The organism is Rhodovulum sp. BSW8 (assembly GCF_003314725.1).
Lineage (GTDB): Bacteria > Pseudomonadota > Alphaproteobacteria > Rhodobacterales > Rhodobacteraceae > Rhodovulum > Rhodovulum visakhapatnamense.
The window spans coordinates 1-1,875 of record NZ_QNVX01000023.1; the positions used below are offsets into that span (position 1 = coordinate 1).

Sequence of the window (1,875 nt, forward strand, 5' to 3'; positions counted from 1 at the left end):
GGCGTAAATTCTGGCTTGTATGAGCCGGAAAGCAAGCCAACCGAGATCAACGACTGCGCCGAGCGAGCGCGAAGAGCTGCTCGAGGCCATGCTCATCGAGGCGCCGGAGCTGAGCTTCATGCCGCAGGGCGATCCCGACCCTCGCCTCATCCGGTTGGTCGAGTTTCTCGCGCGACAGGCAGCTCGCAAGTTCTACGAGCAGGAAGTCAAGAAGCAGGGCTCGCGCGGCTCCTGATCGCCTTGGGAGACGCACAGTGAAGGTCGCCATCTACGCCCGTTATTCCTCTGACAATCAGCGCGACGCTTCCATCGCCGACCAGTTCCGCATGTGTCGCCTCCATGCCGAGAAACAGGGCTGGATCATCGTCGAAGAATATTCCGATCATGCGATCTCAGGCGCATCTCTGTTGCGCCCTGGCGTGCAGGCACTGATCTCCGATGCCACACGCGGCCGTTTCGACCTCGTTTTTGCCGAGGCAATGGACCGCCTCTCGCGCGATCAGGAAGACATCGCCGGCCTGTTCAAGCGGATGTCCTATTCGGATGTAAAGATCTTCACCCTTTCCGAGGGCGAGGTCTCGCACCTGCATGTCGGCCTGAAGGGCACGATGAACGCATTGTTCCTCAAGGATCTGGCAGACAAGACGCGGAGAGGCCAGCGCGGCCGTGTCGAAGCGGGCAAGTCGGGCGGTGGCAACGCCTACGGTTATGACGTCGTCAAGAAGCTCGACGGCAATGGCGAACCGATCAGAGGCGACCGAGCCATCAACGAGGCTCAAGCCGAGGTCGTCCGCCGCATCTTCCGCGACTATGCCGCGGGCAAGTCGGCCAAGACGATCGCCTTCTCGCTCAACAAGGATGGCATCCCCGCCCCGTCTGGTGGCGATTGGGGCTTCAGTACGATCAACGGCAATCCGAAGCGTGGGAACGGCATCCTCAACAACGAGATGTATGTCGGCAAGATCGTTTGGAACCGACAGCGCTTCGTGAAGGACCCCGACACGGGCAAGCGACAGGCGCGGCCGAACCCGGAAGAGGAATGGGTGATCCAGGACGTGCCGGAACTGCGTATTCTGGAAGACGAGCTCTGGGAAGCAGTAAAGGCCCGCCAGGCCAAGAACAGGCTCGCCCGGGACGAGAACGGCCACGCCGAGGTGGCAACAGTCAATCGGCGCAGGCGTCCGAAATATCTCTTCTCGGGCCTTACCAAATGCGCATGCTGCGGTGGCGGATACTCTGCGATCTCCGCGACGTTGATCGGCTGCTCCACGGCACGGAACAAGGGCACCTGCGACAATCGCGTCAACATCCGTCGCGATGAGCTGGAGTCCCGTGTCCTGAACGCCCTGCGCACCCGGCTCGTCGATCCGGCACTCTTCGCCAGGTTCTGTGAGGTCTTCACACAGGAGGTCAATCGCCTGCGCATGGAAGATCGCGCCAGCGTGGTGGCGGCAGAGACCGAGATAAGAAAGATTGATCGCGAACTGGATACCCTGCTCGACCTCATCCTCAAGGGAGGCGCGGCCGACAGGATCAACGAGAAAATGGTTGGCCTGGAGCAGCGCAAGAAGGAAGTGGAAGCCTTCCTCGCAGAGGCTGACGAGCCTCCGCCGCTTCTGCATCCCTCGATGGCGCAGCTCTACCGTTCGCGCGTCCAGGGCCTCTACGACGCCCTACAGGGTGAGGACGAAGAAAAGCGCACGGAAGCCGCCGATATCATAAGGACGCTGGTCGAAGACATCGTACTGACGCCGGTGGACGGCAAGGTGGAAATCGACGTGCGCGGCGATCTCGCTGGAATCCTTACGCTTTCGGTGCAAACGAAAAACCCCGCCGGAGGGGCGGGGTCATCGCAAGTAAAGATGGTTGCGGGGG

Annotated in this window: 2 protein-coding genes; both read left to right on the forward strand. The window is 61.2% G+C overall.

Annotated elements, in window-relative coordinates; translation table 11 throughout:
- The first annotated feature begins 88 nt into the window (after positions 1 to 88).
- Positions 89 to 235, forward strand: a complete 147-nt coding sequence (locus DSD19_RS11870; RefSeq protein ID WP_243627928.1) for a hypothetical protein — start codon at positions 89 to 91, stop codon at positions 233 to 235.
- Between the two features lie 19 nt (positions 236 to 254).
- Positions 255 to 1,875 (forward strand): recombinase family protein (locus tag DSD19_RS11875; protein ID WP_133260416.1); only part of this gene is annotated, 1,621 nt, incomplete at its 3' end.

What these genes read in the sequence shown, in the direction of transcription:
- DSD19_RS11870 (WP_243627928.1), top strand. Translation starts at nt 89, where the DNA reads ATGCTCATCGAGGCGCCGGAGCTGAGCTTCATGCCGCAGGGCGATCCC.